Here is a 26599-nt window from a genome sequence, read left to right on the forward strand (position 1 = left end):
CGCGCCGGTGACAGCCACAGCCCGTCAGCCGTATGACACCTGTTGGAAACCAGAAGGATTCTAATGCCCCATGTGCTTGAGCCAGGTATGGCTGAGTCGTCCCTGCTGTCTGCCCTCCACGATATCCGGGACCGGAGCCGGTCCTGGTTCGCGGACGACCCTCTCGCTACGGTGAAGCTTGTCGTTGCCGTGACGCTTCTCGGGCTCGTCCTCAGAGTCGCGGCCCTCGGGAGCCGCGTCGCCCACTTCGACGAGGGGCGTGTCGCCTACTGGGCGCTCAATCTGCGTGACTCGGGGTCCTTTGCCTATCGGTATATCATCCATGGCCCGTTCATCCAGCACGTCGATAGCTGGGTGTTCACCGTCGCCGCGCCGACCGACTTCACGATGCGGCTGCCGGTAGCGATTGTCGGGGGCCTGCTCCCGCTGACGGCGCTGCTCTTTCGGGAGCACCTCCGGTCTGACGAGACCGTTCTCACGGCCGCGTTTCTCGCGCTCAATCCGGTCCTCCTCTACTTCTCGCGGTTCATGCGTAGCGACGTGCTGGTCGCGGCGTTCATGTTCACCGCCTTCGGTCTGCTCGTCCGATTTGTCGACACCCGCAAGCCGCGGTATCTCTACGGCGTCGGGGCGTTCATGGCGCTGGGATTCGCCTCGAAGGAAAACGCCATCGTCTACGTGCTGACGTGGCTGGGCGCGACCGGCCTCCTGCTGGCGAAGGTGCTCGTCCTCCCCAATGGCTACCGCGACGCGGCCGGCTTCCTCCGGAGCGTCCCGAGCGCCGGCGCAATCTGGGGCCGACTGCGGGGCCGCTTCTGGGCGGACATCCGTCGGGTCCGCGACATCGGCCGCTCGTTCCGTGACCGCCACGATAGCGCCGCCTCCGTCCTCGCGGCGTACGCGAGTCACATCGTCCTCGCCACACTGGTGTTCGCTTTCGTCTCGCTGTTCTTCTACGCCCCTCGCGGAGCCGGCGTCGCCGGCATCGAACACCCGCCCGCGCCGGCGGCAAGCGGCGACGTGAACTTCTGGTCCGGCGTGACGAACCTGTCGCTGTTTCCCGAACTCGTCCAGACCACCTGGGAGCGCGTCGTCGACCAGTACACCGAATGGTTCTCGCCGGCTTCGGAGAAGGCGACGACGACGGACACCGGCCTCATCGAATCCATCGAGACGTTCTACGAGAGCGTCGACGGCCACTACGAGGTATTGTTGAAAGCGCTGGGCTACGCTGCGGCACCGCTGCTCCTGTTCTCGGCGTTCGGGTACGCGCTCGACCGGCTCGGCACCGTCGAGCCGCGCCACCTCATCCCGTTCCTGGCCTACGGCGGTTACGTCTCCATTCTGGGCTACCCAATCGGGACCGACATCGGCGCGCCGTGGCTCGCTGTCCACGTCGTCGTTCCGCTGTCGGTTCCGGCCGCCGTCGGACTCGCTGCCGTGGTTCGGTGGGGGAGCGAATCGCTGTCGGCTGAGGACGTGACTGGAGTCGCTATCGCTGCGACCATCCTCCTGCTCGTGACGGCGCTCGTCGGCAACACCGCCGCCACGCAGGTGTACGCAAACGAACATCTGGAGGGGAATCCGCTGGTCCAGTACGCCCAGCCACAGGAGTCACTCCGTGCCGACTTAGCGGAGATGGACCGCATCGCGACAGCCCACGGGAACGGTACCGACGTTGTGATGTACCACGGGGAGAGCGGCGACGCCTACGACGGCGGCGACGCGTACGTCAAGGAAGACCGCGATGAGTGGAACGACTCGTGGTGGGACACCAGACCGACCTGTCTGCAGTGGCACAACTCGCTCCCGCTCCCGTGGTACTTCGCGGCCGACGACGTGAACGTCACCTGTGAGAACCGTCCCGGTGTCCTCGTTGAGCAGGCACAGGCGGGGCAGCCACCGATACTCATCACCCAGCAGGTCGACAGCACGGTGCCCACCCAGCGACTCGAAGACGCCGGGTACGAGCCCCGGACCCACCGGATGCGGACGAAGTACAGTTCGAACGATATGACCGTCTGGGTTCACGAGTCATACGGGCGAGAAACCAACGCTTAACCCCGCCGCTGTGAAAGCGCGCGTATGACGCTTACGTCACCAGGACCGACTGTCGGCGTTGTCGGCGGTGGCCAACTCGGCCGGATGCTGGGCGAGGCGGCCGCGCCGCTTGGCCTCGAATTGCTCGTGACCGACCCGACGCCGGACTGCCCGGCCGCGCCGGTCGTCCGCGACCAGCTCGTTGGCGACTTCGACGAGGAATCGACCCTGCGGGAACTCGCCGAGCGCGCCGACTACCTCACGTTCGAAATCGAACTGGCCGATCCCGACGTGTTAGAGCGGGTCGCCGAGGAGACCGGGACGCCGGTCCACCCTGATCCCGAGACGCTCCGGACGATTCAGGACAAGCTCGTCCAGAAGCGCCGGCTGGCCGAGGCCGGTGTGCCAGTGCCAGCGTTCCGCGCTGTCGACACCGCCGAGGACCTCCGCGAGGCCTGCGAGGAACTGGGCTACCCCGCGATGCTCAAAGCCCGGACCGGCGGCTACGACGGCCGCGGGAACGTCCCCGTCGAAGGCCCCGAGGATGTCGAGGACGCCATCGACGCCATCGCCGGCCCTGCGATGGTCGAGGAGATGGTCGACTTCGAGCGCGAACTCGCGGTCATGGGCTGTCGCGGTGCCGACGAACGGGACACGTTCCCGGTTACCGAGACAATTCACCGCGAGGAAATCCTCCGAGAGTCCGTCGCGCCGGCCAGAGCGTCGGAAGCCGTCCGCGAGCGCGCACGGGACGTTGCCCATGATGTGCTCGACGTGATGGACGGCCGCGGCGTGTTCGGTATCGAACTGTTCGAGACGAGCGACGGCGACATCCTGCTCAACGAGATCGCACCACGCCCGCACAACTCCGGGCACTGGACTATCGAGGGCTGTCACACCTCCCAGTTCGAGCAACACCTGCGGGCCGTCACCGGCAAGCCGCTGGGGTCGACCGACCAGCGGTTCCCGACCGTCTCGACCAACATTCTCGGCGATGTTGCGGAGCGCCAGCCCGCAGAATTAGCGGGCGAAGACGGTGTGCTGGAGACGCCGCGGGCACACTTGCACTGGTACGGCAAGCGCGAGGTGTACGACCTCCGGAAGATGGGCCACGTGACGCTGACCGGGGACGACGAGGATGACCTGCTCGCCGACGCGCGCGAACTCCGCGACGGCCTGACCTTCGAGTGAGCGGCACGGACTGACTTTTGGGAGGGGCCGCGAGTCGGAACCGAGCGGTCTTTGGCCGTTCAGTGCAGAGTCGGAGTATGGAACGACGGGCCTTCCTCCGGGCTGTCGGGCCGGCGGCCGCCGCCGGGCTGGCAGGCTGTATCGGCGGCGGAACCGCTGAGGGTGACTACGACGTGGGGATGTCCGCGAAGGCGTTTCGCCCGGTTCGAATCGCCGTCGAACCGGGCACGACCGTCCGGTGGCTCAACACGAGCAAGCAGGGCCATTCGGTCACGGCCTACGAGGAGCAAATCCCGGACGAGGCCGACTACTTCGCCTCCGGCGGCTTCGACACCGAGCAGGCGGCCCGCGACAATTGGGGGAGTTCCTCCGGCGGGACGATGTTCGAGGGCGACGATTTCACCCACACCTTCGAGGTACTCGGTGAGTACCCTTACTTTTGCATTCCACACGAGCGGGCCGGGATGGTCGGGACCGTTGTCGTGACCGAGAACCCGGAGACGGCGACAAGCGGCGAGTAGGGTCTGTGCTGTCGCCCGGCCGCGAGATCGCCCGTCTCAGTTCTCTTGAATGGGATCTGGCACCGAGATACCGGCCGCCGGTTCGTCCTCGCGTTCGTCGCTGACACTGACCGTCAGCACCGGCATCGGGGCGACGCGGACGACTTTCTCCGTGACGCTACCCAGGAGGTACCGGTCGTATCCGGTCCGCCCGTGGGTTCCCATGACGATGAGGCCGATGTCGTTCTCCGTGGCGTAGGCGACGATGCCGGCCGGCGGATTCCCCCATCTGACCTCCCGAACCGCGTCGAGTCCGGCCTCAAGCGCCCGCTGGGCGACCGCTTTCGTCGCGTCCTCCCCGTCCGCGGTGAGCGTTTCCTCCACGCGCTGTTGCACGTCGTCGGGGACCGACCCGTACGCCCGGTCGTCGACGACGTGGAGCGTGTGGACATCGGCCCCGAACTTTTCGGCCAGTGCAACGCCGTGATCGGCGACCACGCTCATGTCACCGCTCCCATCGGTCGGAATCAGCACTGACTCGTACATGTGTTATGTTACCATGTCCCGCAGTATAAACCCATGTCTGACACATGGCTATCTGGCTCGTTCGCTCACTACGACGGAAAAAGTTCGAGCGTCGGTGCTGAACCGCGTTAGGCTTCGACGTCTACGTCTTCTTCGTCCACGTCGACAGCCGTCTCCTCTTCGGCGGCGACTTCTTCGGGCCGCGCTTCGAGCGTGGTCTTCTTGATCTCGACGCGTCGGAGCGGGTAGATGTCCTTGGCCTCGCCGTAGATGGCCGAGGAGAGCCGCCCCTCGACGACGCTGTCGATCAGCTGTTCGAAGGTGCGGTCCTCGGCCGTCTCGCGGACGAGGTCGATCATCGTCCGGCGGATGGCCTTCTCCTGGGAGGCGTCGGCCTTCTTCGTCGTCACGGCAACGGGCTGGACCTGGACGCGGTAGTCGTCCGTGGTCAGCACGGTGACGTAGGCCTCGACCTTCGAGGAGCCACGACGGACGAGCGAGCGGAGGTAGTCCCGCGTGAGCTCGTGGCGGATGAACTCCGTGTACGCCGAGTCTGAGGCGACCTCGTTGATCTTGAAGGTCAGCTTGGTGTTGTTCTCGCTGGCGTCGTTGGTCAGTTCGCCAAGCGTTGTTTCGATGGTGCGTCCGAGCACCTTGTCCGGTTCGTCTGCCGGTGTCTTACCGAGAACCTCCCGGTCGAACTGCTCGGGAGCCTGCACGGTGTACCACCGTTTCTGTTCTGCGCGTTTTGAAACGCTTCGTTCACTCATGGTTGGATTCTGTGTGTTGGTCTGCGAGCTGTGCTGCAACCCGGATGTTGACGACGTAGTCGTCGACGGTCGCCTGTAGGCCGCTGGTCGAATCCCGCTCGACAGTCGTGACCACCGCATCGCCCTCGACGCGTGTGGTCATCTCGTCGGTGTTGTCGGGCTGTACCGCGCGTGCGACGCGTTCGGGCGCGTCGTGTGTCGTCCGAATTTCGGCCCGTTTCATACTGCCTCCCGGAACGCTTCGATGAAACCCGCCGTCGAAACGTCGAACCGGGCGCGTGCCCGGTCACCCGTCCCGATGGCGTCGCCGCCGACCGTCTCGGCGGCTGCGTGCATCGTCTCGGACACGTCCCGGCCGTCCGTGGCGCGGGCCGCGGCCCGGTCGTCGGTGACGACGAGCGTCACCGGCTCCGGCGCGCGGAAGTCCGCGAGCAGTCTGGCGACGGTGCCGGTCGGCATCGCGTCGCCCCGGGCGACGAACAGGCCGTCGTACCGGCCCGTGGTCGCTTCGGACACTGCTTCGTGGGCGCGCGTGGCGTGACTGTGCCACGCGGTCAGCGCGTCCTCGCGGACGGCCTCGTGGCCAAGCGCGAGCGCGACGGCGGTGCCTGGCTGTTCCCGAGCGACGGCATCGAGCACGTCGGCGTAGCCGCCGACCGTCTCGAAGGGGCCACCCACTGTCGGGCGGAGCGCACGCTGGATCGCGTCGGCGGCCCGGGGCGGTGCGTCCGCGGTGACGACCAGAGCAACCAGCGACGCGAGGCGTCGGTGGTCGTCGGCCGAGAGATCCACAGATTGGGCCCGGTCCGCGTCGAGCCCCAGGTCGGCGAGCGTGGCCCGGGCTGCGTCGGCGTCGCCCGAGAAGGGCGCGACGAACAGCGTCGAGTGGGCCAGCCCGTCCGCAAGGTCCGACGTCGGAACGGCGACGCCGGGCCGGCGTTCGAGGCCGGCCTGCTCTGCGGCTTCGGCGACGGTCCCGTCGACTTCGCCGGCGGCAATGGTGCCAGCCAGGGCGAGCGCGGGGTCGACCGTCCCGCCGAGTTCGCGGGCGGTTTCGAAGGCGGTCGCGGCAACGCGGTCGGTCAGCGTCACGTCGGCGGTTGGCTGCGTGCGACCGATGGCGACAGTGATGTCGGTCTCCGTGGTCCGGTCGGGGTCCTCGAACGGGCGGACGACGCTCGCCTGAAACGGCGTGTCATCCAATGCCCGTGCCAGCAGGCCAGTCGCGGCGAGCGCTTCGCCAGTCGCGTCGCTGACGAGGCGTACAAACGCGGCCTCGCGGAGCGACCCGGCGAGGTCGCCGGGCGACGTGGCTGGCGTCGGTTCCCGACCGGTCGCCGACATCTATTCGAGACCCAGGGCTTCGACGGCGTTGTCGTAGCTGTAGGTAAAGTCCTCGTCGACCTCGTCGCCGCGGTAGTAGTCGATGAGGCGGCGAATCTTCGACTGCGTGTTCTGGAGCGCACGCTTGTTCTGGTAGTCGCCGGGGTTCTCGTCCATGTGGTCGCGCAGGCGGACGGCCCGCTCGAGCAGGTTCCGAAGGTCTTCCGGTAGGTCCGGCTCGGCCTCGTTCTCCTCGAGGATCTCGGTGACTTTCTTGCCGGTCGCGAGTGAGACATCAGGGATCGGCGTGCCCTGAACGCCCTCGTCGCGCAGCTTCAGGCCGATCTCGCTTGGCGAGTGGCCCTGCTCGGCCAGTTCGACGACGCGCTCTTCGATGGCGTCCTCGTCGACATCACTCCACTCCGGGGGTTCGTCTGCCGCCGGTTTGTCCGAGTCGGACGAACCGCGACGGCGTGTATGCATTCGTGCCATTGTAATCTGGTTGGAACGGCACAGACCGCTGTGCTGCAACAGGTTTCGATGCGGTGTTGGCGCTGGTGCGCCGAACACGGCCGCAATCCCAAGCCGTGAAAGTCCACGGCGAGTCAGATTTGCGGTCGTGCAGTTCCCGTTGTGGTGTCGGCGGTCACGCGACTAAACCGTTTTCATCTCCGCTGGACCGTCAGCCCGTCGACAGCCTGGCCATTCAGCTTATACGGCAAGAGATGCTCCACAGGGTATGCACGGTAATGGTCGGGCACCAAACCGAGGACAAAGTGGCCCGCTCGGGCTCATCCTCGTGTTCGCCCTCGTCATTGCTTCGACGACGGCTGTTGTCGTCGTCGGTGCAGAGGCCATCACCACCACGCAGGGCCGACTGGATCTCGAACGCACCGAGAACACGATGACGCAGTTCGACTCGAAGGTCGCGCTCGTTGCCCTCGGTCAGTCGAGCGTCCAGCAGGTCGACTTGCCAGCCAGCGGCGACTCCGCGTACGACGTTCGAGGGGACGCGGGGTGGATGAACATCACCTACACGAACGCGTCCGGGGACGTGACGATCATCAGGAACGGCTCCCTCGGGGCGGTCGTCTACGACGGCGACGGGTCGGAGATCGCGTATCAGGGCGGCGGCGTCTGGCGGACCGACGCCGACGGCCAGGCGGTCATGATCTCGCCGCCGGAGTTCCACTACCGGAGTCGAACGCTGACGCTCCCTCTTGTGACGGTCTCCGGAGATGAGACCATCGAGAGGCGAGCTACCGTCACGCGCAACGACACGACCCAGTACTTCCCCGACACGGCCCGGGACGAGGCCCTGCGGAACCCGCTCAACGGGAGCGATATCAACGTCACCGTCCAGAGCGACTACTATCGCGCCTGGGGATCCTATTTCGAGGAACGGACCGACGGGACAGTCACGTATGACCACTCGAAAGAGACGGTGACCGCCGAGCTCGTCATCCCGTTCAACGCATCCTTCGACAACGTCGCCGCCACGACAGACCCTAGCGGGTTGTCGGTAAAGGGAGCGGGGTCCCCGCCCTCGCCGTACAGCCAGGGTGTCAGTTTCCCCTCCGTCGATTCCAGAATCGAAGGCAAGGTCGAGGACTGTGAAAGCGGTGGGGGGTGTGACGACTCAGAACCATCGACGATCAGCAGTTCAGGCACGTATTACTACGACACTGATCCGGGGAGTTTGACAGTCGACAATCCCGGTGGAAACGTCACGATTGTGGTAAACGACGACTTCACGTCGGATACTGTCGAGATAAACGGCGTCGGTGACGACGAAGTCGTGACCGTCTACGTGCGACGGAGCTTCACGCTCACTAATGAGATGAACAAAAACGACGGCGACCCGACTGACCTCAAAACGCTCGTTCACTCGGACGGGGCTGTCGAACTAAAGGGGAGTACGACGTACGTCGGTGTTCTGATCGCGCCGGGCTCGACCTGCGAACAGCGCGGGTCCGGAACCGTGGAGGGGGGCGTCATCTGCAAACAGATCAGTATCCGTGGAAACCCGTCGAACACATTCGATTACAACCCTGCTATTCAAGAAATGGGGCTTGATCTGACGGACCCCAGTGACACGCAGATCACGTATCTCCACGTCTCTGTCAACGACGTGAACGTGACTGACGGCTGATCTACCGCTCGATATCGATCTGTATGTCGTGGCTGACGACGTAGACGCGCTCGACTGACCCACTCGCCGGGTACTCACAGCGCAGCATCGTCTGTGTCTGGGTGGGGCAGTCAAAGCCCTGTCCGAGGAAGTAATCGGTCCATAGCGGCGCTCGTGGCGACTCGATCCTGACGGAGACGTTGCTCGTTGCGCCCCCCGTGTCGTTATACCGGACCGCAGAGCCGTCGTTGAGCGTCCGGATGAGCGCGGTCGACCCGCCGACGCTGGTCTGATTCGACGCCCGGAGGACGACCATATTGAGCAGGAGGCGCTCGTTCCGGACCACGTGTGGTGGCTCCCGGATGACGAGTCCGCCGTCTGGGTTCGTCCTGAAGACGGCCCCCATGTTGTACACCAGACGCTGATCGCGGTTGTTACGGTAGACGATGGGCCTTGAGGTCCGGTTCAGAACGGGAGTTTCGTTAACAGTCACGTTCAGCGTCGTCCCCTCGGCGGTGTACACCGTCGACTCGCCCACGCTGACCTCCGTCCCTCTGCTTGGGGCACCTCGCATGTACACGTCGGCGACGTTGTCGGCGAGGATGTCGAAGGCCCGCTCCGCGTTGTCGAGTTGCTCGGTTTGCTTTACGTCCTCCAGCGTACCGAGCCCGCTGACGGAGACGACAGCGACCGCGGAGATGATGAGACTGAACACGAGTACGTATCCTAGGACTTCGCTTGCCGCCCGAGCGTCCGTCGGCTCAAGCATCGTTCACCTCTAAGGCGTCGCTGCCGTGTGTCCCGTTGTAGGTGACTGCGACGGTCCCGCCATCGACGGTCGATTCTCGGAGGGTCGTTCGGTTCGTCACGCTCACCGTGACCCTGACTTCGGGAGCAGCCGATGTCAGAACGAGCCGTTCCGCACTCGGATCGAGAGACAGCCGATAGCTGCTTCCGGACACCCGTTCCGGGAACGTCTGTCGGGTGGTGGCTGTCAGCGACGTGCCGCTGCTGTCCGCCGCTACCACCAGTCTATCGACGCGGGCGAAGTCCGCGGCCACCTGCTGGCCGATGACTGACAGCTCCTCTCTGATGACGCTCTCCTGTCGTTGCTCGACGAAGCCGGTCCCGGCTACCAACAGCCCGGTCACCAGAATGGCCGTTATCGCCAGCGTGAGGGCGTACCCGAGCGGCGTCGAGACGGCACGGGTCTCACGCATCCGGCTCACCCGGTGCGACTCGCACCGTCGTATTGTACCACACGTCCGGTCCATCGTACACGAACCGGACTTCCGCGTCGTAGATGGCATCGTCAGACAGGGTTGTCAGTGGGATCGACAGGCCTCCATCGGAGTAGGCGACCATCTCGAACTCACCGCTCACGCCGTTCGTGTTCTTGAACTCGATGTCGTACTCGTCCCCGGCACCGTTCCCGAACCAGAAGTTCGCGCCGCTGTCGTTCCGCCGCAGGGCATCGCAGGGCTGGCCGTTTACCAGTCCGGCTGTCACCTCGATTCGGTTCGCTGCCGACGACGGGACTGTGCAGTGTTCGGTCCGGTTCTCCGACGCTGTCGTTCCGTTTCGAAACGTTTTGATGTGTACCTCACCGGAAGTTTCCCAGATTCGCGCCCGCCAGCTGTTCCGGTCACCGGTGACCGTTGTGTCATTAGCCATCACGACCAGCGGGGTACTCTCGTCGGGGAGGTCGGAGGAGTTGAACACCAGTCCACGAGTCCCGTTTGCACCCGGGACCCGCTCTGCGCCGTCGGCGACGGTGTAGTCGTTATCCGCCCTGTCGATAGCGCCGCTGACGCGCTTGCCGTTCCGATGGTCGACGTACGTGACGTTGCTGAGCGTTCCGGAGGTGGCTGACAGGGCTTCAGTCTGGGTACTCACATTCCGAAGGCTTCGGTTAAACGCATCGACCGGGGCGGACGGGTTGTAGTAGTTCGCTTGCCTGATGGCCGTGCCGGCGTTTGCCTCGGTGGCTGCCCTCGCTGCCAGCGCTCCGTCGGCCCCGGCTGTCTCGCCCCGGCTTGCGAGGTTCTCGGTGAAGATAGCCGAATTGACCACCAGCGCCAGCCCGATGAAGACAAGCGCGAGCGCAAGCCCAGCGACCAGCAACAGCTGTCCACGGCTGTCGTCGCTCAGATGCGCCACGAAACCACCTCCACACGGACTGTGTTGTAGACGGTGTCCCCTCTATCCGGGACGGGGAACTCCGACGCTTCGGACAGCGTCGTCTCGTTTTGTGTTCCGTCAGTGTCGTACAGGTGATCGTCGTCCGTCAATGTGAGCGTGTATGAGGCCGACACCGCGTTGTCGCTCGGGCGACCGTTGTACAGGTAGATGATCGGGCTCTGGCTCCGGTCGCCACGGAACCTGATATAGACGTTGTACGCGACGCCCCGCTCGTCGAAGACCCGCTCCAGCATCGCCCCAAACGTGTTGTCCGGCGGCGTGCTGGCGTACACGCCAAGCCCCGTCTCGCTCGCGTTGTGGTACTGAGCGCTGCTGTTGTCCCAGTACAACAGCGCGGGTTTGAGCGCGTTCCGCTCCGCCGCGGTCGCTAACAGCCCGTCGCTGATCGCTCGCTGCTGGTTCTCGATGTGCTGGCTCGACGTGCTCGCAGACAACGGCGTCACTGCCGTCATCTGCAACGCGAAGATGAGTCCCGTCAGGAGCACGAGACTGGCGACGATAGCCTCCAACGTGTGTGCTTGCCCCCGCATCTACCACACCTCCACGACGACGGTCACGTCTTTTCCATGTAACCAGACGACCCGCAACGCCGTCACGCTTGCCTCGTTATTCGCCGGCAACGGCTGTCCCCGTGTCAGGACTACATCATCTGCGTTCGAGCAGGTCGTCGCCGCGACCAGCGAGTCGCCGCTGTCGTCCCAGCAGAGCGTGTCACGGGCCGTCGCTGTCGACGAGGCGTTCCCGACAACGGTCACGTTGACGTTTTGGGTGGCGGGATCGAGGCCGAGCTGTTCGGCGAGGGGTGTCTTCTCGAATGCACACGCGGTCGTGTTGTCGAAGAACTGGACTGTACAGTCCGTCCGCAGCGAGTACGGGCTCCGTGGCGACCCGAGTACCGACTTGGTAAGGTGGTCGACGGCCCGGTCTGCGGTGACGGTCTGTGCCTGTGCGCTGGCAGTGAACGGCGACAACAGCCCCGGAACGAACAGGAAGATGAAGATGAGGACTCCGAGAAAGAGGCTAATCCCGATGGCGAAATCGAGGTTCGTCTGTCCCCGCAACGCAGCACCCGCTCGTGGCTCCTCGTTTGAACGCGTACGTGTCCTGTCCCGTTGCATACTCACTCCGGCCTGGTACTGTCTGCTTGTCTCTCACACTGGATACTCTTGTACATTGTGGCCCCCCAGGTGCGACGGACGCTACTGACTCACACCCCCGCAACGGTTCGATGCCTTTATCAAAAGCCACTGGATACGAATAGGTGCAGCGCGGGCTCGTAGATCAGGGGTAGATCACTCCCTTGGCATGGGAGAGGCCCCGGGTTCAAATCCCGGCGAGTCCATCCGTATTTTACCGTCGTAATCGGGGAATTAATAACACGGCGAGAGCGCCGTTTCTCCCTGTTTTCGGCACAATCGGGTTTCGATAACCCTCCCCGGAGAAAGAGAGTTCATCGGGAATCCGGATGCACCCCTCGCAGTCACGCGATTATTCCGAGGGAGGACAGTTCTCTAACACTTCTCGGAGGTGGTCGGCGTGTCGCCTAAACGCGACCTTGCCCAGCCCACCGACTGGCCATTCGCTCGTGATGAGTTCGTCCGTGCGTCTCGCCTCCTGGAGGCGACCGACGACGATGTTCGTCGAGCTATCCAGCAGGTCGAGGACGGTGATCAGCGGTGACGGACTGGTCATCCTATACTCAATACTTCTGTAGCCACTGCCACGAAGAGTGCATAAATCACGCCGATAGTCTCCCAGCGCAACGCCATCGTTGCAAGTCCTGTATTCTTCTCGAACTCGACAACGCCCCTGAAACTGGTGACGCACTCACCACCAGTGAGGGAGCGGGAGAGCTGGTACGCCCGGAAGCGCAACGGAGTGAGCATCCCGGACCGATCGGCGAGCGCCAATCGCCGTCCGCACCAGCTCGACCAACTGGCAGCGCCCCCACGCGGGGCGACCCGGAAGCCCGAACGTGTCCCCCGAACCCGGAGGGTGAGGGGACTCCCAACAGCGACACACTGGGCAGCCGACGAACGGACGCCCGTTCTGATGGTCCCAAATGAGTGTCGTCGAGCCGCCGGGACACCTGGGCGGTCTCGACCTCGCCGATAGATGTAACACTCCCGTCTTAGCAGACCTCCTGGAGGAGCGCGACCTGCTCGGTCACGGCCAGCTGCTCGATGGAACTCTTACGGAACGCGACGAAGATCGCGTACGCGTAGCCAAGTTCATTGCGGCGCATCCAGAGGGTACGCCGCTGTCACACGTTGTTTCGTACGCTGTCAAAGGCGTCTCGCCCGAGATTTGCGAGCGCGTCGAAGGCTCCGACCCCGACTACCAGTTTGCATACCGCTTCGTCGATGACCTCGTAGCCCCTGAAGACCCCTACGTGCGGAAATCCGAGTCTGCAGGCGTTCTGATGGTGACCCCGACCCTCCGCCTTCTTGACTTGATTACAGAAGGCATTACTCAAACAGCCAACGAAGAGGGCATCAAGTACGACCGAGAGTTTCTCCGGAACTACCTCGCTAAGGTCGATTCTGTTGACGATGACCTCCGGGAACTACTGAAGGACGGTTTTACATCTTATCTGAATCGCATCAAAGACTACAAGCTCTTGTTCGATGTCCACTTCGTCGACCGACGCGGTGGCGAGTCCACCAAGCGGATGACGAAGGATTACAAGACCCGCTTCAACGACCAAGGCCGTGTTTCCAAACAGTTCGCACGGTTCAACGATGCACTCGAATACGGCTACGAGAACGCCGATAACGCTGTACTGGTCACACTGACGACCGACCCGAAGCGTCAAGACTCGCTGCTCGACGGAATCGACTCTATCAACGAGAACTTTAATCGACTCCTGTCGTACTTCGATTCCGACCCTTCGACGAAAGACAATACCCGACGTTCCGCTGTTCCAGGCTGGCGGCACGATCTCGATAGTGAGGTGACCGGGCGACCGCGTGACCGACCGGACTACATCAAGGCCCTAGAGTTCACAGAGAAAGGCTATCCGCACTTGCACGTCCTGTTCTTCGACGTACCGACCCGTGACGAAGACGGTATGCCCTGGCTCTGTGACAAACCGGAGGTAGCTACGAAGTGGGCTGACTACGGCCAAGGCGAGATCGTCGATGTGTACCCGCTGACCTACCGCGACGACCTTGACGATCTAGAGCCGGAGTTCCAGAGCGACGAAGGCTTCGTCGACTGGTATCGCTTCGGCGACCACGATCACGGCGAAGACTGGGTACGCGAGCGTACCCGGTCGCACGAGCTGATAGAATTCGGCGACGACAGCCACGAGAAAGAATCAACTGCTGGCGCGTATCTTGGCAAGTACCTGAGCGCGACGTTCGGCTCTTTGCTTGACGCCACAGAATCTTTCGAGCAGGCCGACGATGACCGAGAGACGTACGCTGATAAGGCGTCTACTTGGAAGCTGGCACTGTACTGGGCGACAAACCGGCGCTTCTGGTCTTGCTCAAAACCGATTACGGAGGGTATTGACCCAAATGACCACCTGCAAGATCCCAACGTTCGTGAGTCAGTTCGGTGGTGTTCGGTCGACTCAGTCCAAGCCGCGAGCGAGAGCAAGATACGTGACAGCCTCGCGCGTCGGCATTGGGACGACATTGACGATCTCGATGCTGCCATAGAGCGGGCGATTTCCGATGTGGAACAACCGCAGGTTTGTTCAACATTGCCCTCTGATAATCTTTTCCGATGTATTGTTGACTATGTTGGTGCTTATTCTTACTGGGACCTTCCGACTAATGTGTTGGAGTCTGGGTTTGGTAGCCTCGGAGAAATTGAGGATTCAGTGAAGGAACCAGAAGGCTCCGAACATCCACGTAATAATGACGAATTCTAGCAATCCAACATAAGGCATCCATCTAAATAAGATTCTGTCCTGTTTGATTGCGTTCGGATTTTGATTCTCAATCTTGCGATAATTGAAAAATAAGTACGTGAGGTTCCAGAATCCGACAACAATCGGTGCCACAGATATAGAGATCATTATATAGCCAAAAGTATGTGGACTAGCGATGAAATCACCAAGAATAACGAGATCATTTATGATAGGCATCTCAGAAATAGCCCTTGGAACCGTCACATTTGGTGCTGACCTTCCAAGTGGCCCTGTCAGGATCATCCCCTGTCTATATGGAACAAACCCGATGATCTGGAGAAGGAATGCTAAATATGCACCAATAGAAGGTCCAGCAATACTTATTATTTTAGCTTTTTCAACAATAGAAGGGCTTATTTTTGATGTTGATTTGTTCGCTGATGTAGAAAATGGCGGAGTACTCATGTTCCACAAGATTCTCACAGACTTACGAATGACTGATAAAGATCGCAATAATACTACACCTCCGAAACCAAGAATGAAAAAGAGCGAAATAGTGTGCAGCCACAGGTAGACGATCCCATCAATCCCATTTGGTGACACATATGGATGGAAATGTTCAAAAAGTTGTTCAGCAGAAAACACAAGCAAAACGATAGTAATTGGTCCAAATACTGCTGCAAAGCTATCCCTCAACATATTAACTTGGAAATAGTCTTTCAATTTACCAATTGTTAATTCACCCATTTGTTTAGATAATGAAATCGTATCTTAAATTCATATCGGCCGGTTGAATGATTACAATAAAAGTGAGATGTAGTGTGAATACAATCCAGCAAGCTGTCTGCTTATACTAATTCTTGGAGATACAATCGCGCATACAGAGTCACAGTAACATAGGTGTTACCACATTTTATTTATCTGTCATTTTCGTCAGTACGATTCTCTCAATAACTGATACCCTAAGTATAATATCCCACAGTGAGTTTCTGTATCAAAATGGAATCCCCACAGGGTGAATCCTTCTTTTTCGGATTATTCACTCTCTTTTTTGTAGCACCTGTTATCTCATCCACTCTCCCATTCAATGAGGGCGTAGCTGTCTCTGCTCTCCTTTCAGGTTCCATCGGAATTTTACTAATTTTCTTCTCTCTTTCTTTTGGAAACGACTCTGACCTATCGCAAGAACTAGCGAGTATTCGATATGATCCGACAGGGGAGTCTGCTCTTCAGACAGGCATTAGTGAAGCAAGAGAGACCATTGATGCGCAGATAGAGACGCTGAATGATATAGACACTAAAGCAATCCGTGTTTTGAGAGTGAATGTTTTACTGGTCGGACTCTTCATATCTGCGTTAACATTTTCAACGAGGACTAATTCTCTTAATTTAGATGCTTTTATAAATATTTATTTAGGAAATGGTATACTCCTACTGATACTATCAACGGTCTCTGCAGGACTCACATACACCGCATCTAATTTTAAACCAGGAATCGGGAAGCAGAATATAATAACTACACTTGAGGAAGATCTGAATAAGGAAGAACTTGACAGAGTACTGATTAAAAGTTATGCCAAGTGGATAAACGATAATAATTCAACTCAAACTTTGAATGCATTCTATTCGACATCAATGTTGCTCTTTTTAATATATGCATTAACTTATCTTGCGCTCGGAACATACTCTGCTCTTATAGACGATGTCCCACTCTTTCTGAATATAATAGCCATGCTTGCTTTGTTCGCAATTACACTGGCCTCTGGATATTTATCCCAAATCAAGGAAGTGGGTAGACAGCTGGAGCGTGATATCGGCTAATTTCTTACCCAACCTATTTACCCTACCAGCCGCAAACATGTAGTAAGTATGCCCCCACAACAAAACGAAGATGATGAAGAACGACGTGAGCGGGTTTCACGAATCATCTTCGATGGTCAAAAAGTCTCGAAGGGCAGTTAACCGCCTAATCCATAGGTACCCAGCTTTTCTATTCTGAGTTAGACGAGTTTGTTCAAATACTACAACTCAGATATTTGGATAGATTGATTACCTACCAGCTAGTTTCTCTCTTCAGACTTCTCAACTAACTGTTGGCTGAATTGTTTCTCACCCTTGCCATGACAGAATTGATGATCTAATCTAATACAGTCGGCTCCAATTTTGAACAAGATGAGAGGAATCTGAGTTGGTGCTATCGTACTTATAGTATTTTATCGATGCCTCAAACCCTTCTTTTCACTTTCACCGAGCCTCCGACCCCTAGTTAAGTCCATATCCTCCGAATCGTTCTGTGTATGGCAACCCAGGAAACGCCATCTTTCGACGATCTCGAACCGGTTGACAACAGCACTGACGACGACTACGATTCGGAGTGGATCGAACTCGAACCCGGCGAATCGGTCGTCGGTGAGATTCGGGAACTCTCACCCAACTGCGGCAAGTACGACACGACCGTCATCGAGCTGGCCCGCGGCATCGGCGACGTGGTCGCCATGTGGTCGAACGGCCAGATCGACAACGCCCTCGACGACAACGACCTCGGCGAGGGCGACGTGGTCGGCATCAAGCACACTGAACAGACCAGCATGTTCACGAACGAGGACGGCGAGGAACAGGAGTACGACATCTGGAAGGTGCGGGAACTCCCTGCCGGAGGGCCTGAATGAGCTACCAGAACCGGGCGAGCGACATGGTGAGCGACTACATGAACATCCGGAGTCTGCCCGCGATGCTGTCGGTGGCGTTCATCGCGGCCAGCCTCTACCAGTTCGGCGGGATCACCACGGTCGAACTCCCGTGGCTATCGTACACGTTGACGACCCAGCACTCGCTGGTGATCTCGCTCGGGGCCTTCGCTGCGGCGTTTGCCAGCTCCGAGACCAAGGAATTCCAGTACTACGAGGACTGGGAGAAAGTCGCTATCGCGCTCGGCCCCGTGGTAATCCTCGGCAACGAGTACATTCCACAGATCAACGACTTCCTGTTCTCCCTCGGTGACCCGCTCGGGATGCAGCTGGCGTTCATCGCCACGGTCGTCTCCTGGGGAGTCGCTGTTCAGTAAACCGATGACTCGACGCTATTCTTTCGGAGGTGAACTACGATGAGTTACGCACGCTCGATCTTGCTGGCCGGCCTCCTTGTCTTGTCGACAGTCGTTACTGGTGTCGGCCCCGCGCTTGCACAGTCGACGACGGACACCTACGCACAGGAGTTTACGACCGGCCCGCACAAGGTCGAAATTGACCTTTCGAACGTTACCACCGAGACGACGATCTCCGTGATTACCTCCGGGTCTCCGGCTGGTGACAATGCCACCATCATGAAGAAGACAGTTAGCGGGTCTGAACCGTCCGCCCACTTCCGCAACGCGGGAGCCTACGAGACGTTCACCATACAGGTCTCGGGAGCTGACGCCAAGCCTGGATTCAGCAAGGGTGGCCCAACTGCTGCGTGGACGCCCGGAAGTTCCGGGAAATTCCTTGGTGACACCGGCGGTGACCCCGGCTTCACCTACGATATGAGTGAGCGTATCGGCGAGTCGGTGATGCCTAGTATAGTTCAACTTGACAGGACCGGACTACCGGACAGTACGACAGTCAACACCACCGGCACAGACGCCCAACAGACGCATATCGACCTTTACCAGTCCGCCCAGAACAGCAAGGCACAGGCGGACAACTACCACACGACGCTGGATAACTACCTGTCGGATACAAAGACTCAGGCCCGCATTATCGGCAAGAACGCCTATATCCGGGCGCTGAACAACGGCAGTAGCAAGGCTGCGGCCAAAACCAAAGCCAAGTCCGCTGTGGCAGACTACTACGCCACGAAACAAGAGAACCTGGCCGCTGAATGGACTCAGCAGGCCACAAACGCCGAGTACATTGCGAGCGTTATGGCAAACGAGAGTGGTCTAACTTCACCGCCCCAGACTCGTGCAGATACGACTCCGGACCTCACTACCAAGGGACCCGGTGGCGGCGGTCGAGATGCGTATGTCGTCTATGACCCGTCTGGTTCGCAGACGGACACGCTATCGCTGGTAAACGGAGACACCACCGAGTACAGGACCATATACGTCAAACATGAGGAGTTCTATGACGGTGTTACTCCTGCCACCACACAAGTTGGCCCCACGACTGGGCAGGTTAACCATACGAAATCGGCTGACGGAGGATATAACGCTCAGGCCCTCAAAATCCAGGCCCCTAATAGCAACTATGAGGATCTCGAAATCCTCAATTTCGAGCGGTACGAAACCAAATGGGCTGAAATAGAGGCTCAAAACACGCAGGTCCAGAACGACATGGACACGCTGGCTGAAAACACCTACAGCGCCTATCAGCAGGGCGAAATCAACAGTAGCGACCTCGTTGATCCCTACGTGCTGGCAAACCAACAGTCCGCAGGTGAGGACTTCCAGGGCTGGACCGCTGCCCAGCTCACCCTACTCGGGACAAACTCTCCGGAGAACTTCGACCAGATCGGGAGCTTCAACGTCACCACCGGGGACGGCACGCAGTACGAAGGCGTCCTGTTCTCCCCAGAGAACCCTGCCAGCGGACAGTTCGAGAACGGGACGACTTACGACACGTCCAACATCGGCGGCACGCAGTACGTCGTCACCAGTGACCGCATTGTCGAACTGGATGGTGAGTTTACTATCGACAGCATCTCGACTCAGGACGGCCAGACCGTCCAGAACGTCACTATCCAGAAAACCACCTACGAAACTTCGAACGTTACCGAACTGAAACAGCAGTACGAGGACCTGGCACGGAAGCGAGCGGAGATCGAGGCGCGTGAGCAGAACCTTCGTGGCTCGGCAGGCGGTGGCCTGCTCGGCAGCTCGTCTAGTTCACTTGTGCTGGCACTCATTGGTGTTGGCGCACTGTACGCCGTGAGTCAGCGCCGGTCGGGAGGAAAGTACTGATGGTCTACTGGCTGGCTCTGAAACTCGTTCCCCGAGACGTGTGGCTGGTGCTACTCGCACTCGTTGCACTCCAACTCTCGGGAGCTGTCGACGTGATCGGGCCAGCCATTGATCTAGTATCGTCCTGGCTCCCGGACCCGTCGCTGTCCTGGGTCTGGTGAACTGAACCGGATTTTTCGAGCATGAACCCACGAACGCCTATACTCCTGATTCTGATAGCCAGTTGCATCGCTTTCGCTGCTCCAGCGGCAGCCCAGGAAACCACAAACGCCACGGCGACCTTGACGAACGTCTCGGCCCCAGCTGATGCACCCAACGATGTCGAGCTGGTCGTCGACGAGAACGTAGTCGTCACAGACTACCGCTACGAGGACGGCCAGATGATTATCGACTTCTGGTCGGACGAGTACACCGTCGTCAGTGTCGCACCACAGGCCGACAGCAGCTCGGAGGCTGGCAGCGTCACGTTCCGTGCTGCTGTCGTTGATGCAGATACGACGACCACAGTACGTGTCCCTTCCAGCGGCGGCGTCACACTGTGGACAGAGCAGTCTATCGAACAACAACGATTCCACTACCTCCGAAAGCCGAATACGTTCATTATTACCGGTCCATGGAGTGGTGAGGACGTTCGTAACGCCGCACTCGGCAGTGCGCTCGGCGTCGTGATTGCCGTCCTATACGAAGCGGTCTCCGCCAAGGTCGGCTCGGCCCAACGAGGTGAGCGGTTGGCATGAGTGACGATCAAGACAACCCGGATCTCGACCGGGACGAAATGGCGCACAACGCCGACCCCGGACCGGACTACAGCCGGACCTACCGACTGTTCCGGTGGCTAACTGACAACCTGCTGCTGATCGCCTCCGGCTTCGGAATCGGCCTGTTCGTCGTGGCGTCGGTCATCGGCTACGAACTCCCGCGGAACCTCCGACTGATCGGCCTGTGTGCGTTGATTACGATTCCGTTGATTGGTCGACCGACCGGGAAGAAAGTCCGGTCACTGCTCTGGGACCCAAACTACGTCTGGCTCGTCGACATCGACGCGCGCCACACGAAAGGCGGCATCTTCCGAATGCCAGGCCAGCGGTTCCGCGAGTGGTCCGTCGAGGACGGCCAACTGGACTGGGTGAGTCCGAATCTCGCATTCGGGAAGCACGTCAACCTCGAAGCACAGACCGTCGACGGCTGCTGGCGCGGGACACTTTCGGACCGCGAGCTGATGCGTACGCTCCAGGCCGTCGAAGAGTGTCGCAGCCAGCTCGAAGAGGACGCGAAGCGCGGCTTCGCCATCGAAGCACAGGCGTTCACAATCATCCGCAATGCTACCCGGAAAGCAGTGCTACGAATCGTCTCGACGTTCGAGCGCGGGACGCTTCCCGATGAAGGTGAAGGCCTGACCGACGAGATAGATTCGGCCATCGAGCAGTTTGGCCTTGATCGGAAGATTCGAGCGGCCGAGGACGACGAAGCCCCCGAGTCGGACGTACCTGGAGTCCAAATCGACCTCGACCAGGATCTTGCCGATCTCGCTGGCGCTGGCGATGGAGGTGTTTCCGCAGATGACTGATTCCGATGAGAGACTACTGACAGCGGCCAAACTCAACGAGGTCGTGGACGGGAACCTCGATGGTGGCGAGTCCCTTCACGAACATACCGGCGTCGTGGCTGATGACGCTGACCGTGCGACCCTGTCGTTCGTCTCCTCGATCTTCGACACTGGCGCGGAGGTCGACGGCTCCCGGACCTTTGGACAGACTTCCCTATCCGACGTTCTCCAGTCCAAATACCGGACTGAAGCGGCTACCCGCGCCATCGAGGACGGGAACAGTTCGCTCGCCTCCTTCCTCGTCGGAATCACCGAACAGGAACTCGATGCGTCGTCACTGACCGTGACCGCTCGCCTGATGGATCGGCTCGACGCCGACGGGACGCTGACGACGGTTCTCGCTGCGGGTCGACCCAACACCGGCAAGACGAACACGATGTTCCTGCTCGCCTCGGACATGGCCCGCGCCGTGTGGGACGACGTGCTGGTAATCTCGAACTCCAATACGTGGGAAGGTGCTGACCGCTACGTCTCTTCGATGCACGAGCTGATGGTTCTCCTCGTCGAGAACCGCGACGTACCGAAAACGTTCGTCCTTGACGAAGCCAGCCGGTACATGGATGCCCGTGTCTATAGCCGTGAGGTCAGTACGCAGTACGCCCCTGCGCTGAAGGCCATGAGCAAACTCGGCGTCGAGGTCGTCGGTGCGGTCGGTCACACCGGGAAAGACGTCGTTCCCGAATGCAAGCGTCTGACCAATCTGGCCTTCTGGAAATCAGCCCCGGATGTCGTCGAGTTCTACACCAACTGGGATGGTGACGCCGACCGTCCTGACTCCCCTCTGTTTGATGCTGACCTGACCGACCTCGAACCAACGCTACACAACTACGACCCTGACGACGTGGCCTCCTGGAAGTGGAACCTCGACCCTGACGTGTGGCATGGCTTCGACGACTGGAATCACTTTGGTGACCGACTGGAAGAACTCGGTCCGACGACGTAGCCGACAACCTCCTCAATCACGTCGCCCACCCATCCACCGACCCACCACTTTCAGTGGTTGGGTGCGTTTTCTCTGCAGATTACTCTAACATCACAAGCGAGCGGCGATGCGAAGCGCCCCCCTCACATGGGGGGCCGAGCGAGCCCGCGAGCGCACGCCCCCGAGCGGAGCGATGGGGGCAATCCCAGTACGATAGATCAGTAAATACTTGTATATTAAATATCGGAATTAGAAGCGTTATTGAGAACTCTTTGGTAGGACTACGTATTTTTTAACTTCTTTGCTAATTATCCCTTCTTATTGTTAGCTATATGTTCGTTTGACGTTCGCTCTTGTTGATTATTTACACTTACATGGTCAAACTCTGGGGGGATTGCATCAGGCCGAGTTAGGTATGCTAACATCCGACCAATAACTTCGTACGATTGGTCGATATCCTCAGAGTTCAGGTAGATAACCCCTTTAACAAAAAATTCCAGATTATCATCTCTATCGACACTTCGTCCCCATCTATTGAGCCCCGAATTCTTATCCGTACCAGCATTAATGACTATATCGGCATTATACTCTGAGTCCACCAATTCGAGGTTTAAATTCTGGATTCGAGTTCCCTCTGCACCTGAATTATAATAGTCTAAGGCTGACTGAGTCGAATTTCTTATTTTGGTCCGCTCGCCTTTAGGAATGCTCGAATTATTTATATATACCTTCAACTTAGCATCACGCCATGGGTACGAAGCCTCTGATACATCCTGAACGGGTTGCCTGATTCCTTTCCCAGCAGGAGCCAAGGCCCAGATCGGGCGATGGTTATGATTTAATCCAAGAACATGACCTATCTCGTGAACAACATTGTTCCTATCTATCCTCCAGTTTTTGTACGAGGAGTATTCGCTTCTCACAATGACAGTGCTATTCTCGACATACTCACTGTCAGAGTTGCTAAATTCAGTTGTCTCGCGGGGTATGGGAGCACACCCCGACCACTTCTGTTTTGGGCAATCTATCTGCTTCGCACGTCGAATCTCAATATCAGGGTTAGTAGCATTGGGTTTTAGAACAAAGTGAGCGTCATATCTACCGTATTCATCCACATGTTCGTTCCAATATTGCAATGCAGCGGATGCGGCATAAGTGAAATTATTAGACGAGTTTGTGGTATCATTGATTCCGACAATAATACGTTCTGCCCCGAACGGTGAATCGTCCCATTTAAATTGTTCTTCTGTTAGTTCGGTATTTTCTGAGGCCGGTTCGGTTGGTTCAGGAGTTGGCGTTGTTGTCTCTAATGCACCACTACAACCAGCTATGAGGACCAGTATAAATGCGATTGATACAATCTCAAATCTCATCTGGAGAGTAATTTGATAATAACCGTATACTAAATAAGTGCTTCGTCGTTATAGTGATAAGTTGATGTCTTTGATTTACAGAATCAAGACCCATCGTAACACATCACACTAAATGGCCAAGTATGGGCAGATTTTATGACGATACGAAGCAGGACAGAAACCCGGTTCGGATTGACAGAGCTGATCTCACTCTGCAGTCTATTTTATGAATATACATGTTCGGAGAGTCCAGTATTAGTATAAACGACTATCCTCAAATCAAAAATATTAGAGAGCGTACACTCAGTCCAGATAGATTATATTACAATATTTCGTTATCTGTCTTTTCCTCAACGAAGTTCTGGAAGCTCTTTTTACGGAACGTAATATTTCCATCAACCGCTTGCTGGTCTAAGCTCAGATCAGTCGTAACATCTACTGAGATATTTTCTGGGAAAATATTTTGTTCTGGCTGTCCTGGGTTAATATTCCGTTCTCTAAAGGGATCATCGACAGTTATATAATCCTGAATATTATCTGCGGTAGCGAGCGATCGTATTATTTCTGCAGCTTCAGCTGGGGAGGTATTGATATCGCGCCTCGCTTGATATCTTCTTCGGGAAGCACTAATTACTTGATTTCTATCGTCCTCGTTACTGGCATCAAGAAGTTCTCTGGTACGGTCAAAGACCTCTAATACATCGTCAGGAATTGCATTGGAAAAGCACCGTTGGACTCCCACCTGCATTGATATATCTACATTGTCGACTTTCATGTCATCATAAATGTCTTTCATAAGGCCCGGCTTTTTAATTGCTGAGTGGACCCAATATGCATCCTCCTCCTCTTTCCTCTTTGGGTCCTCTGGTGCTTTCAAATGAACAATTTCTTTTAGTGTTTCAGGCTCAACGTCTCCATTCAAAGTCAATATATATTCATCCTGACTGGGGAGTTCAGACGGATTGAATGTTATATACCCGTCTTTGACATCATATACAGCTCTAACAGGAGTGTAATCTGGTAACGCAAACATTTCCTTTACTCGATAACCTTCAGAAATAGGTATTTTAACATCTCCAAAAAGTCGCTTCCGGCTATCTGGAACTTCAATAAGAAAGGTCATTTCGCTAGTTGACTCTCGATAATTATAGCGAATAGATTTAGTCTGTGGTCGAAAATCATCGATATAGTTGTATGCATTTCTAACTACATCCACCAAATTTGCTGTCACATTCCCGCTAAAATCATTCATCAGTGAACACCTCGTCAGGATCTACCTGGTAATTTTCCCAGTTTGTATGGATTTCTGTTTCATAGACTCCTCCCTTGTCCCTTCTATCATCAATATCGATACTAATTCTTGTTTCATCATATTCATTATCCAAGTTGTCTTTTAAATGGACAATTACCTCTATTTCTCTAGCTTTTGCCTCAGTCTTGACTTTTGTCGTTGGCTTAGATAGAGAAACCCCCTCCGTTGGATGTCTGTCTACTACATTTAGTATTGATGACAACAGTGCTGTCTCAATAAACCGATAAATGACTGCGGCAATATCCGAATCATTTGTAGACTTCTGCTCTGCTTCCTCCAAAGCCTCTGCAATCTCTTCAATTTCATCAGTTTCATATTCATCACCAAGTCCACCATTTTGAACGACCTCTCTCATTTCATCAACAATACCTTCAATCTCTTCTTGTGGGACCTCTATATCTGAGTCGTTCTTCCAGTCTTCAGGTGGTTCTCCTAACTTTTCTACATCCTGCTTATGGACTTCTGTTTCTAGCATACTCTCAAGAAGATCGTGCAGGAAGCTCGCTCCTTGTGACACGAATTCACCTTCAGCTTCTGCTTCTACAGCCACCTGAGCCATACCAAACCCGACGTATTCCATGTCAATTTCGATAGGCTTGGGATCATCCTCGTCAGTCAATAGGATTTTATCAGGTGCGTTCTGAACCCGTATCTGTGGCCGAATGATTCTTGTTTTCTTTATTAATTCTCTTTTAGTTTTGCTATCCTTCAAAAATTTCACTTCTATATCTTTCTCTTCGACACTATTTTCGTATATATTTGAATCTTTAAATATAATATTCAAATATCCCGGTGTGATTAGACTCTGGGATTTGATTTCTATTTTTCCGTTTGGAGGACTCTCAAACTGCTCCCCCTCTACATTGTATATATTCAAAATTTCCAATTCCTCAGGATAATTTAGAATTATTTTTTCTGGTTTTCCCTCCCATAGAATGTGCATAGGCAACTCTTCACTCGCTAATCCCCATGGAGCGAAGAAAGAATCCTCAATTTTTATTTCTGAATCATCCATATGCTCTGAGGAAATCATTATAGACCGTTTGAGATGATAGGATAAAATACTTTATCCAAATTTCTTCATTACAGGAATAAAATCATGTGAAATATTCCGCTAAGGGAATCAAATTTTATTGCATAAGACTTGGATGGCGCGGACGTGGATACAACTCTACATCAACTTCGCCTTTAAGATACTGCTGCCCCTCTGTAGTCAACTCTATGAGGTCTTGATCTTCAGTAAGGAACGCCACCAAATCTGCATCGGCTAAGACCCGACAGCGGTCCTGAATCTGGGCCTCTGTCGCATGAATACCGTCTTTTTTCGCCATCTGACTGGCCGTGGACCACGAATCATCCCGTAGATGTTCGAGTATTCGGTCATCGATAGACTGCTGCCAACGGGCGGTCTTTCGTATCGTCATGGTGGAGGACTGTTTACACGTCGTTCGTTTCTGGCTCGGCTGGCGACGACGGCTCGGAAACACCGTTTTCGCTATCAATGTAGACACCCTCTTCGGCGTCGTATTCCTCGTCGAGGTACGCTTTCCCTTCCTCGGTAATCACGTAGGCTCCGTTGCCGACGTGAGTCAGAAGTCCATGCTCGGCGAGTTTCTTCATTCGGCGGCCGATCTGGGTTCTCGAAACACGGACTAACCCACTGTCATGGACTTCCTTGGGTGTCCCTGTACCCTCGTTCTCTCGCATCCATTCGAGGATACGGTCGTCCCATACACTCTGCCACGAACCCGATAAGCGCATTTGAATAACGTATTCTACCCTTCCTACCTAATTCAGTTCTTTTCTACAATTACTTACCAATTAAGCATATATAGCTGTTCGATACATTTATGCACTCTCCGAGTAACAGTGTAGCTGCGGGCCGCCCGTAGATGGCTCTCGGCCATCGAGAACCGGGCCGTGCTGG

Annotated in this window: 30 protein-coding genes and 1 tRNA gene; 15 read left to right on the plus strand and 16 right to left on the minus strand. The window is 57.1% G+C overall.

The features are described from left to right. Window positions 1-87: 87 nt before the first annotated feature. The 3 genes from Harman_RS12700 (at window position 88) to Harman_RS12710 (ending at window position 3752) form a co-directional block, all read left to right on the plus strand. Window positions 88-2061 carry a flippase activity-associated protein Agl23 gene (locus tag Harman_RS12700; RefSeq protein ID WP_137684164.1) on the plus strand — a complete coding sequence of 658 codons (1974 nt, stop codon included), beginning with the start codon at window positions 88-90 and terminating at the stop codon, window positions 2059-2061. Between the two features lie 24 nt (window positions 2062-2085). After that, window positions 2086-3231: a 5-(carboxyamino)imidazole ribonucleotide synthase gene (locus Harman_RS12705; protein ID WP_137684165.1), complete on the plus strand. Its 1146-nt coding sequence runs from the start codon at window positions 2086-2088 to the stop codon at window positions 3229-3231. 77 nt (window positions 3232-3308) lie between these two features. After that, window positions 3309-3752, plus strand: coding sequence for a plastocyanin/azurin family copper-binding protein (locus tag Harman_RS12710; protein ID WP_137684166.1), 444 nt, complete (start codon window positions 3309-3311; stop codon window positions 3750-3752). A gap of 36 nt (window positions 3753-3788) precedes the next feature. On the opposite strand, the gene Harman_RS12715 is transcribed toward Harman_RS12710, so the two are convergent. The 5 genes from Harman_RS12715 to Harman_RS12735 form a co-directional block, all read right to left on the minus strand. Further along, window positions 3789-4277 (minus strand): universal stress protein, encoded by a 489-nt coding sequence (locus tag Harman_RS12715; RefSeq protein WP_137684167.1) that lies wholly within the window; start codon window positions 4275-4277, stop codon window positions 3789-3791. Window positions 4278-4384: 107 nt separating this feature from the next. Continuing rightward, window positions 4385-5026, minus strand: a complete 642-nt coding sequence (locus tag Harman_RS12720; RefSeq protein WP_137684168.1) for a 30S ribosomal protein S3ae — start codon at window positions 5024-5026, stop codon at window positions 4385-4387. Beyond that, window positions 5019-5249 (minus strand): KEOPS complex subunit Pcc1, encoded by a 231-nt coding sequence (locus Harman_RS12725; RefSeq protein WP_137684169.1) that lies wholly within the window; start codon window positions 5247-5249, stop codon window positions 5019-5021. Before Harman_RS12725 ends, Harman_RS12720 begins: the two co-directional genes overlap by 8 nt. After that, window positions 5246-6370, minus strand: a complete 1125-nt coding sequence (locus tag Harman_RS12730; RefSeq protein WP_137684170.1) for a hypothetical protein — start codon at window positions 6368-6370, stop codon at window positions 5246-5248. The genes Harman_RS12725 and Harman_RS12730 overlap by 4 nt, the downstream gene beginning before the upstream one ends. After that, window positions 6371-6841, minus strand: coding sequence for a 30S ribosomal protein S15 (locus Harman_RS12735; RefSeq protein WP_008313088.1), 471 nt, complete (start codon window positions 6839-6841; stop codon window positions 6371-6373). A 247-nt stretch (window positions 6842-7088) separates the two neighbouring features. Here Harman_RS12735 and Harman_RS12740 point away from each other — a divergent pair, with 247 nt between their 5' ends. Further along, on the plus strand, window positions 7089-8501 hold the full coding sequence (locus Harman_RS12740) for a DUF7289 family protein (RefSeq protein WP_137684171.1): 1413 nt from the start codon (window positions 7089-7091) through the stop codon (window positions 8499-8501). A 1-nt stretch (window position 8502) separates the two neighbouring features. Here Harman_RS12740 and Harman_RS12745 read toward each other — a convergent pair whose 3' ends face one another. Genes Harman_RS12745 through Harman_RS12765 form a run of 5 tightly spaced genes read right to left on the minus strand, consistent with a single transcriptional unit; the run spans window position 8503 to window position 11800 of the window. Further along, the gene (locus Harman_RS12745) at window positions 8503-9249 is read right to left on the minus strand and encodes a DUF7289 family protein (RefSeq protein ID WP_137684172.1); all 747 of its coding nucleotides are present in this window, start codon (window positions 9247-9249) and stop codon (window positions 8503-8505) included. After that, on the minus strand, window positions 9242-9700 hold the full coding sequence (locus Harman_RS12750) for a DUF7266 family protein (RefSeq protein ID WP_137684173.1): 459 nt from the start codon (window positions 9698-9700) through the stop codon (window positions 9242-9244). Before Harman_RS12750 ends, Harman_RS12745 begins: the two co-directional genes overlap by 8 nt. Continuing rightward, window positions 9693-10640, minus strand: coding sequence for a DUF7261 family protein (locus Harman_RS12755; protein ID WP_137684174.1), 948 nt, complete (start codon window positions 10638-10640; stop codon window positions 9693-9695). Before Harman_RS12755 ends, Harman_RS12750 begins: the two co-directional genes overlap by 8 nt. Further along, on the minus strand, window positions 10628-11212 hold the full coding sequence (locus Harman_RS12760) for a DUF7288 family protein (RefSeq protein WP_137684175.1): 585 nt from the start codon (window positions 11210-11212) through the stop codon (window positions 10628-10630). Before Harman_RS12760 ends, Harman_RS12755 begins: the two co-directional genes overlap by 13 nt. After that, a complete protein-coding gene (locus Harman_RS12765) occupies window positions 11213-11800 on the minus strand; it encodes a DUF7287 family protein (RefSeq protein WP_137684176.1) in 588 nt (195 codons plus the stop codon). A 152-nt stretch (window positions 11801-11952) separates the two neighbouring features. Between Harman_RS12765 and Harman_RS12770 the strand changes: the two genes are divergently transcribed. Continuing rightward, a tRNA-Ala gene (locus Harman_RS12770) sits at window positions 11953-12024 on the plus strand. Window positions 12025-12170: 146 nt separating this feature from the next. Here Harman_RS12770 and Harman_RS12775 read toward each other — a convergent pair. Continuing rightward, window positions 12171-12374, minus strand: a complete 204-nt coding sequence (locus tag Harman_RS12775; protein WP_137684177.1) for a hypothetical protein — start codon at window positions 12372-12374, stop codon at window positions 12171-12173. Continuing rightward, window positions 12371-12592, minus strand: a complete 222-nt coding sequence (locus tag Harman_RS12780) for a hypothetical protein (protein ID WP_137684178.1) — start codon at window positions 12590-12592, stop codon at window positions 12371-12373. The genes Harman_RS12775 and Harman_RS12780 overlap by 4 nt, the downstream gene beginning before the upstream one ends. A gap of 152 nt (window positions 12593-12744) precedes the next feature. On the opposite strand from Harman_RS12780, the gene Harman_RS12785 reads away from it, so the two are divergent. The 10 genes from Harman_RS12785 to Harman_RS12825 all read left to right on the plus strand — a co-directional run bounded on the left by Harman_RS12785 (window position 12745) and on the right by Harman_RS12825 (window position 22029). Continuing rightward, window positions 12745-14562 (plus strand): hypothetical protein, encoded by a 1818-nt coding sequence (locus tag Harman_RS12785; protein ID WP_235007208.1) that lies wholly within the window; start codon window positions 12745-12747, stop codon window positions 14560-14562. Window positions 14563-14737: 175 nt separating this feature from the next. Beyond that, a complete protein-coding gene (locus Harman_RS12790) occupies window positions 14738-15115 on the plus strand; it encodes a hypothetical protein (protein WP_137684179.1) in 378 nt (125 codons plus the stop codon). Between the two features lie 425 nt (window positions 15116-15540). Next, window positions 15541-16362 carry a hypothetical protein gene (locus Harman_RS12795; RefSeq protein WP_137684180.1) on the plus strand — a complete coding sequence of 274 codons (822 nt, stop codon included), beginning with the start codon at window positions 15541-15543 and terminating at the stop codon, window positions 16360-16362. A 476-nt stretch (window positions 16363-16838) separates the two neighbouring features. Next, entirely contained in the window at window positions 16839-17210 is a 372-nt protein-coding gene (locus tag Harman_RS12800) for a hypothetical protein (RefSeq protein WP_137684181.1), read from the plus strand. After that, the gene (locus tag Harman_RS12805) at window positions 17207-17605 is read left to right on the plus strand and encodes a hypothetical protein (RefSeq protein ID WP_137684182.1); all 399 of its coding nucleotides are present in this window, start codon (window positions 17207-17209) and stop codon (window positions 17603-17605) included. The genes Harman_RS12800 and Harman_RS12805 overlap by 4 nt, the downstream gene beginning before the upstream one ends. Before the next feature lie 39 nt (window positions 17606-17644). Next, entirely contained in the window at window positions 17645-19480 is a 1836-nt protein-coding gene (locus tag Harman_RS12810) for a hypothetical protein (protein WP_137684183.1), read from the plus strand. Beyond that, window positions 19480-19641 (plus strand): hypothetical protein, encoded by a 162-nt coding sequence (locus Harman_RS21250; RefSeq protein WP_160140692.1) that lies wholly within the window; start codon window positions 19480-19482, stop codon window positions 19639-19641. The genes Harman_RS12810 and Harman_RS21250 overlap by 1 nt, the downstream gene beginning before the upstream one ends. Before the next feature lie 21 nt (window positions 19642-19662). Continuing rightward, a complete protein-coding gene (locus Harman_RS12815) occupies window positions 19663-20217 on the plus strand; it encodes a hypothetical protein (RefSeq protein WP_137684184.1) in 555 nt (184 codons plus the stop codon). Beyond that, window positions 20214-21047 (plus strand): hypothetical protein, encoded by an 834-nt coding sequence (locus tag Harman_RS12820; protein WP_137684185.1) that lies wholly within the window; start codon window positions 20214-20216, stop codon window positions 21045-21047. The genes Harman_RS12815 and Harman_RS12820 overlap by 4 nt, the downstream gene beginning before the upstream one ends. Then, window positions 21040-22029, plus strand: coding sequence for a hypothetical protein (locus Harman_RS12825; protein ID WP_137684186.1), 990 nt, complete (start codon window positions 21040-21042; stop codon window positions 22027-22029). The genes Harman_RS12820 and Harman_RS12825 overlap by 8 nt, the downstream gene beginning before the upstream one ends. Before the next feature lie 287 nt (window positions 22030-22316). On the opposite strand, the gene Harman_RS12830 is transcribed toward Harman_RS12825, so the two are convergent. From Harman_RS12830 to Harman_RS22145, 4 genes are all read right to left on the minus strand, one after another. Next, window positions 22317-23381, minus strand: a complete 1065-nt coding sequence (locus Harman_RS12830) for a hypothetical protein (RefSeq protein ID WP_137684187.1) — start codon at window positions 23379-23381, stop codon at window positions 22317-22319. Window positions 23382-23682: 301 nt separating this feature from the next. After that, a complete protein-coding gene (locus tag Harman_RS12835; protein WP_137684188.1) occupies window positions 23683-24612 on the minus strand; it encodes a hypothetical protein in 930 nt (309 codons plus the stop codon). Further along, complete coding sequence (locus Harman_RS12840) at window positions 24605-25705, minus strand: hypothetical protein (RefSeq protein WP_137684189.1); 1101 nt, start codon at window positions 25703-25705, stop codon at window positions 24605-24607. The genes Harman_RS12835 and Harman_RS12840 overlap by 8 nt, the downstream gene beginning before the upstream one ends. Window positions 25706-26109: 404 nt before the next feature. Then, complete coding sequence (locus Harman_RS22145) at window positions 26110-26433, minus strand: helix-turn-helix transcriptional regulator (protein ID WP_137684191.1); 324 nt, start codon at window positions 26431-26433, stop codon at window positions 26110-26112. Between the last annotated feature and the right edge of the window lie 166 nt (window positions 26434-26599).

Source organism: Haloarcula mannanilytica (assembly GCF_005406125.1).
Classification (GTDB): Archaea; Halobacteriota; Halobacteria; order Halobacteriales; family Haloarculaceae; genus Haloarcula; species Haloarcula mannanilytica.

Excerpts from the sequence above, each read along its gene's own strand:
- Harman_RS12700 (WP_137684164.1), top strand. The coding sequence starts at position 88 with ATGGCTGAGTCGTCCCTGCTGTCTGCCCTCCACGATATCCGGGACCGG.
- Harman_RS12705 (WP_137684165.1), top strand. The coding sequence starts at position 2,086 with ATGACGCTTACGTCACCAGGACCGACTGTCGGCGTTGTCGGCGGTGGC.
- Harman_RS12710 (WP_137684166.1), top strand. The coding sequence starts at position 3,309 with ATGGAACGACGGGCCTTCCTCCGGGCTGTCGGGCCGGCGGCCGCCGCC.
- Harman_RS12715 (WP_137684167.1), bottom strand. The coding sequence starts at position 4,277 with ATGTACGAGTCAGTGCTGATTCCGACCGATGGGAGCGGTGACATGAGC.
- Harman_RS12720 (WP_137684168.1), bottom strand. The coding sequence starts at position 5,026 with ATGAGTGAACGAAGCGTTTCAAAACGCGCAGAACAGAAACGGTGGTAC.
- Harman_RS12725 (WP_137684169.1), bottom strand. The coding sequence starts at position 5,249 with ATGAAACGGGCCGAAATTCGGACGACACACGACGCGCCCGAACGCGTC.
- Harman_RS12730 (WP_137684170.1), bottom strand. The coding sequence starts at position 6,370 with ATGTCGGCGACCGGTCGGGAACCGACGCCAGCCACGTCGCCCGGCGAC.
- Harman_RS12735 (WP_008313088.1), bottom strand. The coding sequence starts at position 6,841 with ATGGCACGAATGCATACACGCCGTCGCGGTTCGTCCGACTCGGACAAA.
- Harman_RS12740 (WP_137684171.1), top strand. The coding sequence starts at position 7,089 with ATGCACGGTAATGGTCGGGCACCAAACCGAGGACAAAGTGGCCCGCTC.
- Harman_RS12745 (WP_137684172.1), bottom strand. The coding sequence starts at position 9,249 with ATGCTTGAGCCGACGGACGCTCGGGCGGCAAGCGAAGTCCTAGGATAC.
- Harman_RS12750 (WP_137684173.1), bottom strand. The coding sequence starts at position 9,700 with ATGCGTGAGACCCGTGCCGTCTCGACGCCGCTCGGGTACGCCCTCACG.
- Harman_RS12760 (WP_137684175.1), bottom strand. The coding sequence starts at position 11,212 with ATGCGGGGGCAAGCACACACGTTGGAGGCTATCGTCGCCAGTCTCGTG.
- Harman_RS12765 (WP_137684176.1), bottom strand. The coding sequence starts at position 11,800 with ATGCAACGGGACAGGACACGTACGCGTTCAAACGAGGAGCCACGAGCG.
- Harman_RS12775 (WP_137684177.1), bottom strand. The coding sequence starts at position 12,374 with ATGACCAGTCCGTCACCGCTGATCACCGTCCTCGACCTGCTGGATAGC.
- Harman_RS12785 (WP_235007208.1), top strand. The coding sequence starts at position 12,745 with ATGAGTGTCGTCGAGCCGCCGGGACACCTGGGCGGTCTCGACCTCGCC.
- Harman_RS12790 (WP_137684179.1), top strand. The coding sequence starts at position 14,738 with ATGAAATCACCAAGAATAACGAGATCATTTATGATAGGCATCTCAGAA.
- Harman_RS12795 (WP_137684180.1), top strand. The coding sequence starts at position 15,541 with ATGGAATCCCCACAGGGTGAATCCTTCTTTTTCGGATTATTCACTCTC.
- Harman_RS12800 (WP_137684181.1), top strand. The coding sequence starts at position 16,839 with ATGGCAACCCAGGAAACGCCATCTTTCGACGATCTCGAACCGGTTGAC.
- Harman_RS12805 (WP_137684182.1), top strand. The coding sequence starts at position 17,207 with ATGAGCTACCAGAACCGGGCGAGCGACATGGTGAGCGACTACATGAAC.
- Harman_RS12810 (WP_137684183.1), top strand. The coding sequence starts at position 17,645 with ATGAGTTACGCACGCTCGATCTTGCTGGCCGGCCTCCTTGTCTTGTCG.
- Harman_RS21250 (WP_160140692.1), top strand. The coding sequence starts at position 19,480 with ATGGTCTACTGGCTGGCTCTGAAACTCGTTCCCCGAGACGTGTGGCTG.
- Harman_RS12815 (WP_137684184.1), top strand. The coding sequence starts at position 19,663 with ATGAACCCACGAACGCCTATACTCCTGATTCTGATAGCCAGTTGCATC.
- Harman_RS12820 (WP_137684185.1), top strand. The coding sequence starts at position 20,214 with ATGAGTGACGATCAAGACAACCCGGATCTCGACCGGGACGAAATGGCG.
- Harman_RS12825 (WP_137684186.1), top strand. The coding sequence starts at position 21,040 with ATGACTGATTCCGATGAGAGACTACTGACAGCGGCCAAACTCAACGAG.
- Harman_RS12830 (WP_137684187.1), bottom strand. The coding sequence starts at position 23,381 with ATGAGATTTGAGATTGTATCAATCGCATTTATACTGGTCCTCATAGCT.
- Harman_RS12835 (WP_137684188.1), bottom strand. The coding sequence starts at position 24,612 with ATGAATGATTTTAGCGGGAATGTGACAGCAAATTTGGTGGATGTAGTT.
- Harman_RS12840 (WP_137684189.1), bottom strand. The coding sequence starts at position 25,705 with ATGATTTCCTCAGAGCATATGGATGATTCAGAAATAAAAATTGAGGAT.
- Harman_RS22145 (WP_137684191.1), bottom strand. The coding sequence starts at position 26,433 with ATGCGCTTATCGGGTTCGTGGCAGAGTGTATGGGACGACCGTATCCTC.